Source organism: Saccharomonospora saliphila YIM 90502 (genome assembly GCF_000383795.1).
Taxonomy (GTDB): Bacteria; Actinomycetota; Actinomycetes; order Mycobacteriales; family Pseudonocardiaceae; genus Saccharomonospora; species Saccharomonospora saliphila.
Genome location: NZ_KB912656.1, coordinates 123,009 through 128,163 on the forward strand (window position 1 = coordinate 123,009; position 5,155 = coordinate 128,163).

3 protein-coding genes are annotated in these 5,155 nt (G+C 70.2%); 2 read left to right on the forward strand and 1 reads right to left on the reverse strand.

Translation table 11 applies throughout. The features are described from left to right. Nucleotides 1-70 precede the first annotated feature (70 nt). Nucleotides 71-748, reverse strand: a complete 678-nt coding sequence (locus SACSA_RS0109555; RefSeq protein ID WP_019815391.1) for an MBL fold metallo-hydrolase — start codon at nt 746-748, stop codon at nt 71-73. A gap of 239 nt (nt 749-987) precedes the next feature. On the opposite strand from SACSA_RS0109555, the gene SACSA_RS0109560 reads away from it, so the two are divergent. Continuing rightward, nucleotides 988-2,130 (forward strand): acyltransferase family protein, encoded by a 1,143-nt coding sequence (locus tag SACSA_RS0109560; protein WP_157596779.1) that lies wholly within the window; start codon nt 988-990, stop codon nt 2,128-2,130. Nucleotides 2,131-2,198: 68 nt separating this feature from the next. Further along, nucleotides 2,199-5,057 (forward strand): excinuclease ABC subunit UvrA, encoded by a 2,859-nt coding sequence (gene uvrA / locus SACSA_RS0109565; RefSeq protein WP_019815398.1) that lies wholly within the window; start codon nt 2,199-2,201, stop codon nt 5,055-5,057. Nucleotides 5,058-5,155 lie beyond the last annotated feature (98 nt).

Here is a 5,155-nt window from a genome sequence, read left to right on the forward strand (position 1 = left end):
CGCGAACGCGTCCGGCCCGGGTGGGTCGGCACCGGTGAGGCGACGCCCGTTGCCGGGCGCGCGTACTCGCTCACCAGCCGCGTTCGCGCCACTCGGCCAGGTGCGGGCGTTCGGCGCCGAGCGTGGAGTCGTCGCCGTGGCCGGGGTAGAACCACGTCTGGTCCGGCAACCGGTCGAAGACCCGACGCTGAACGTCGTCGAGCAGGGAGCCGAACGATTCCGGCGATGTGGTCTTGCCGACTCCGCCGGGGAACAGGGAGTCGCCCGTGAACAGGTGCGGGTGCCCGGCCGGGTCCTGGTAGAGCAGCGCGATCGAGCCCGGCGTGTGCCCGCGCAGGTGGATCACCTCCAGCGTGCACTCACCCACCGAGAGCGTGTCGCCGTGCTCGACCAGGATGTCGGGCGGCACCGGCAGCGGCTCCGCGTCCTCGGGATGCGCGACGGTGTTCGCGCCGTGCGCCCCCGCGACCGCGCCCAGCGCCTGCCAGTGGTCCGGATGCTGGTGCGTGGTGACGATCGTGCGCAGCGACGGCCGGTCGGGGCCGTGTCCGATGAGGTCGGAGATGCGTTCGGAGTCGTTGGCCGCGTCGATCAGCAGTGCTTCACCCGTGGCCCGGCACACCAGCAGGTAGGTGTTGTTGTCCATCGGGCCCACCGACAGCTTGGTGATGGTCAGCGCGTCGAGCACGCGCCGCGCGGCGTCGGCGTTCGGCTCGACGTGGCCGGTGTAGTTCTCGGTGACGTTCACCCGACATACGGTAGTAGCTCGTGCGGCCCTGCTCGACCGCACTCCCCGTCCCATCGCTACTGTGCCCGGGCACATCGTGTCAGATGACGGCCGAGTACCTGGGGGAGCGTATGACCACCGCCGAACGGACCGCCGACCCTCCGGTCGAGCGTGCGCCGGTGAGCGGCGCGGCCGCCGGGCGGGCAGCCACCGCCCCCGGACGCGCGAGCTCCCCGGAGCGGGCCGGGTCGTCGCGGAGGATGAACTGGGACCTCATCCGGGTCGTGGCGATCACGTTCGTGGTGGCCGGTCACCTCACGGGACTCGCCTCCACCCTGCCCGGGATCGAACCGTACCCGGTCCAGGTGGCGATCCCGTTCGGCACGGTCACGCTGCTGGTGCTGTCCGGGTACTTCATCGGCCCGACCATTCGCAGGGGCGAGGCCGGGCGGTGGTTCCGGGCTCGGCTGGCCCGGCTGCTGCCCGCGTACCTGGTGGCCGTGGTGCTGGTCTACACGGTCACCCGCGCGGTCGTGGTGGGCTTCAACGGCTGGCGCCACCAGGAGGGAGTGCTCGGCTTCCTGTTCGGTGACCCGGTGATGCCCGCCGGGCCCGTCGTCGACCCGGTACCGCCGTGGCACGTGCCCGACCTCAACGACCTTCTGCTCACCGTCTTCCTCTTGCACGAGTGGAACCCCGACACCTTCCACCGCATCGACGGGTCCTACTGGACGCTGCCGGTGCAGGTGGCCGCCTTCGCCGCCGCGGCCCTGCTGTGGCGCGGCAAGCTGCACCACCGCGTGCGTCCGGTCGTCGTGCTGTGGACCGTGACACTCGTCTCGGCCGCGTCCTCAGAACTGCGCGGCATCAGCGCCCTCGAAACGCTGCCGACCGCCACCGGCCTGTTCCGCGCGCACCTGTTCGCGGCGGGCATCTCGATCTGGCTGTGGCAACAGCGCAGGCTGTCCACCCGGCAACTCGTCCTGCTGCTGGGCGCGACGGTGGTCATCCAGGCGTTCCGGTCGAACCCGCCGACGGCCGGGGTCCTGGTGGGGTTCGTCCTGATGTTGCTGGGCATGTGCGCCGCGGCGCGCGGCCCCGACTGGGATCTTCCGGTGCTGCGGGCGCTACGCGGACCGATCACCTGGCTCGCCGGGATCAGCTACTGCCTGTACCTGGTGCACCAGCAGCTCGGCTACGTCTTCACGCGCTGGCTCGTCGAGGCCGGTGTGTCGCAGTGGTGGTTACGCTTGGCGATAGTGGTCGGCGCCGCCGTGCTGGTGGCCTGGCTGCTCACCGTTCTCGTGGAACGGCCCGCGCACCGGGCGTTGACGCGTCCGCGACGCGCCGACGCGGCTCGGCGCGGGTCCGGGCGGTCCGTTCCTGTCGGTGGTGCGACCTAGCATGGGACCGGCCGACGGCAGCCGCACGGAGCCGTCGGCGTCTCGAACATCAGTCGGAGGGACCTCGGGTGGCTGATCGCCTCGTAGTTCGTGGCGCCCGCGAGCACAACCTGCGCGGCGTCGACATCGACCTCCCCCGGGACAGCCTGATCGTGTTCACGGGGCTGTCCGGGTCGGGCAAGTCGAGTCTCGCGTTCGACACCATCTTCGCGGAGGGCCAGCGCCGCTACGTGGAGTCGTTGTCCGCCTACGCCCGTCAGTTCCTGGGACAGATGGACAAGCCGGACGTGGAGTTCATCGAGGGTCTGTCCCCGGCTGTCTCGATCGACCAGAAGTCCACCTCGCGCAACCCGCGCTCGACGGTCGGCACGATCACCGAGGTCTACGACTACCTGCGTCTGCTCTACGCCCGCGCGGGCACGCCCCACTGCCCGCAGTGCGGCGCGCGGATCAGCAAGCAGACGCCCCAGCAGATCGTCGACCAGGTGCTCGACATGGAGCCGCGCACCCGGTTCCAGGTGCTGGCGCCGGTCGTGCGCGGCCGCAAGGGCGAGTACGTCGACCTGTTCGCCAACCTCCAACAGCAGGGCTTCGCCCGGGTGCGCGTGGACGGCGCGGTGTATCCGCTCACCGAGCCGCCGAAGCTGAAGAAGCAGGAGAAGCACGACATCGGCGTGGTCGTCGACCGGCTGACCGTGAAGCCGAGTGCGAAGCAGCGGCTCACCGACTCGGTGGAAACGGCGCTGCGGCTCGCCGACGGCCTGGTCGAGCTGGAGTTCGTGGACCTGCCGGACGACGATCCGCACCGCAGGCGCGGGTTCTCGGAGAACCTCGCGTGCCCGAACGGCCACGCGCTGGCGATCGAGGATCTTGAGCCGCGTTCGTTCTCGTTCAACTCGCCCTACGGCGCGTGCCCCGAGTGCACCGGGATCGGCGTCCGCAAGGAGGTCGACCCGGAACTGGTGGTGCCCGACGAGGAGCTGTCCCTTGCCGACGGTGCGATCGCCCCGTGGGCCGGCGGGCAGAGCGCGGACTACTTCCAGCGCCTGCTGGAGTCGCTCGCCGCGACCATCGGATTCCGCATGGACGCCCCGTGGCGCAAGCTGAACGCCAAGGCGCAGAAGGCGGTCCTGCACGGGGTCGAGGAACAGGTCCACGTGCGCTACCGCAACCGGTACGGCAGGCAGCGTTCGTACTACGCCACCTTCGAGGGCGTCATTCCCTTCCTTGAGCGGCGACACGAGCAGACGGAGTCCGACTGGGCGCGCGAGCGCTACGAGGGCTACATGCGCGAGGTGCCGTGCCCGGCCTGCCAGGGCAGCCGCCTCAAACCGGAGATTCTGGCCGTGACGCTCGAGCACGGCCGGGACGGGCACCGGTCGATCGCCGAGGTCTGCGCGCTCTCGGTGGCCGACGCCTCCGCGTTCCTCGACGGGCTGACCCTCGGCCCGCGCGAGGAGATGATCGCCGGTGCGGTGCTCAAGGAGATCCAGGCGCGGCTGCACTTCCTGCTCGACGTCGGGTTGGACTACCTTTCGCTCGACCGTGCCGCGGGCACGCTCTCCGGCGGTGAGGCCCAGCGCATCCGCCTCGCCACGCAGATCGGCTCCGGCCTGGTCGGCGTGCTCTACGTGCTCGACGAACCGTCGATCGGGCTGCACCAGCGGGACAATCACCGGCTGATCGAGACCCTGAGCAGGCTGCGCGATCTCGGCAACACGCTGATCGTGGTCGAGCACGACGAGGACACCATCCGCGCCGGTGACTGGGTGGTCGACATCGGTCCGGGCGCGGGCGAGCACGGCGGGCGCATCGTGCACAGCGGTTCGGTTGACGCGCTGGTCGAGAACAGGAAGTCGCTCACCGGCGACTACCTCGCGCGGCGCCAGGAGATCCCGATCCCACCGGAACGCAGGCGGGTCGACCGGAAGCGTCAGGTCACGGTCGTGGGCGCGCGGGAGAACAACCTGCGCAACATCGACGTCTCGTTCCCGCTCGGGTGCCTGATCTCGGTGACCGGGGTGTCGGGGTCGGGCAAATCCACGCTGGTCAACGACATTCTCGCGACCACACTGGCGAACCGGCTCAACAACGCGCGCCAGGTGCCGGGGCGGCACACCCGGGTGCGCGGGCTCAACCACGTGGACAAGCTGGTGCAGGTGGACCAGTCGCCGATCGGGCGCACGCCCCGGTCGAACCCGGCGACCTACACCGGCGTGTGGGACCACGTCCGCAAGCTGTTCGCGGCCACCACCGAGGCCAAGGTGCGTGGCTACCAGCCCGGCCGGTTCTCCTTCAACGTCAAGGGCGGCCGCTGCGAGGCGTGCGCGGGCGACGGCACGATCCGCATCGAGATGAACTTCCTTCCGGACGTCTACGTGCCCTGCGAGGTGTGCAAGGGCGCCCGGTACAACCGGGAAACCCTGGAGGTGCACTACAAGGGCAAGACGGTGGCCGACGTGCTCGACATGCCGATCGAGGAGGCCGCCGAGTTCTTCGAGCCGATCAAGGCCATCCACCGGCACCTGCGGACGTTGGTCGACGTCGGCCTCGGCTACGTGCGGCTCGGCCAGCCCGCGCCGACGCTCTCGGGCGGCGAGGCACAGCGCGTCAAGCTCGCCAGCGAGCTGCAGAAGCGCTCGACGGGCAAGACCGTCTACATCCTGGACGAGCCGACCACCGGCCTGCACTTCGACGACATCCGCAAGCTTCTCGGAGTCATCAACGGCTTGGTGGACAAGGGCAACACCGTCGTGGTGATCGAGCACAACCTCGACGTGATCAAGACGTCGGACTGGCTGATCGACATGGGACCCGAGGGTGGCTCCGGCGGTGGCACGGTCATCGCGGAGGGAACGCCGGAAGAGGTCGCGCGGCTGGAGCACAGCTACACCGGCCAGTTTTTGGCCCCGATGTTCGACGGCTGAGACCCCGCCCACGGCGGCGGTGCACCGTCCGGAGGACGCCACCGCCGCCGTGGGAGCGCGCCGCGCTCATCGGGCGGGCCACGCGCCTCAGGTGCGGG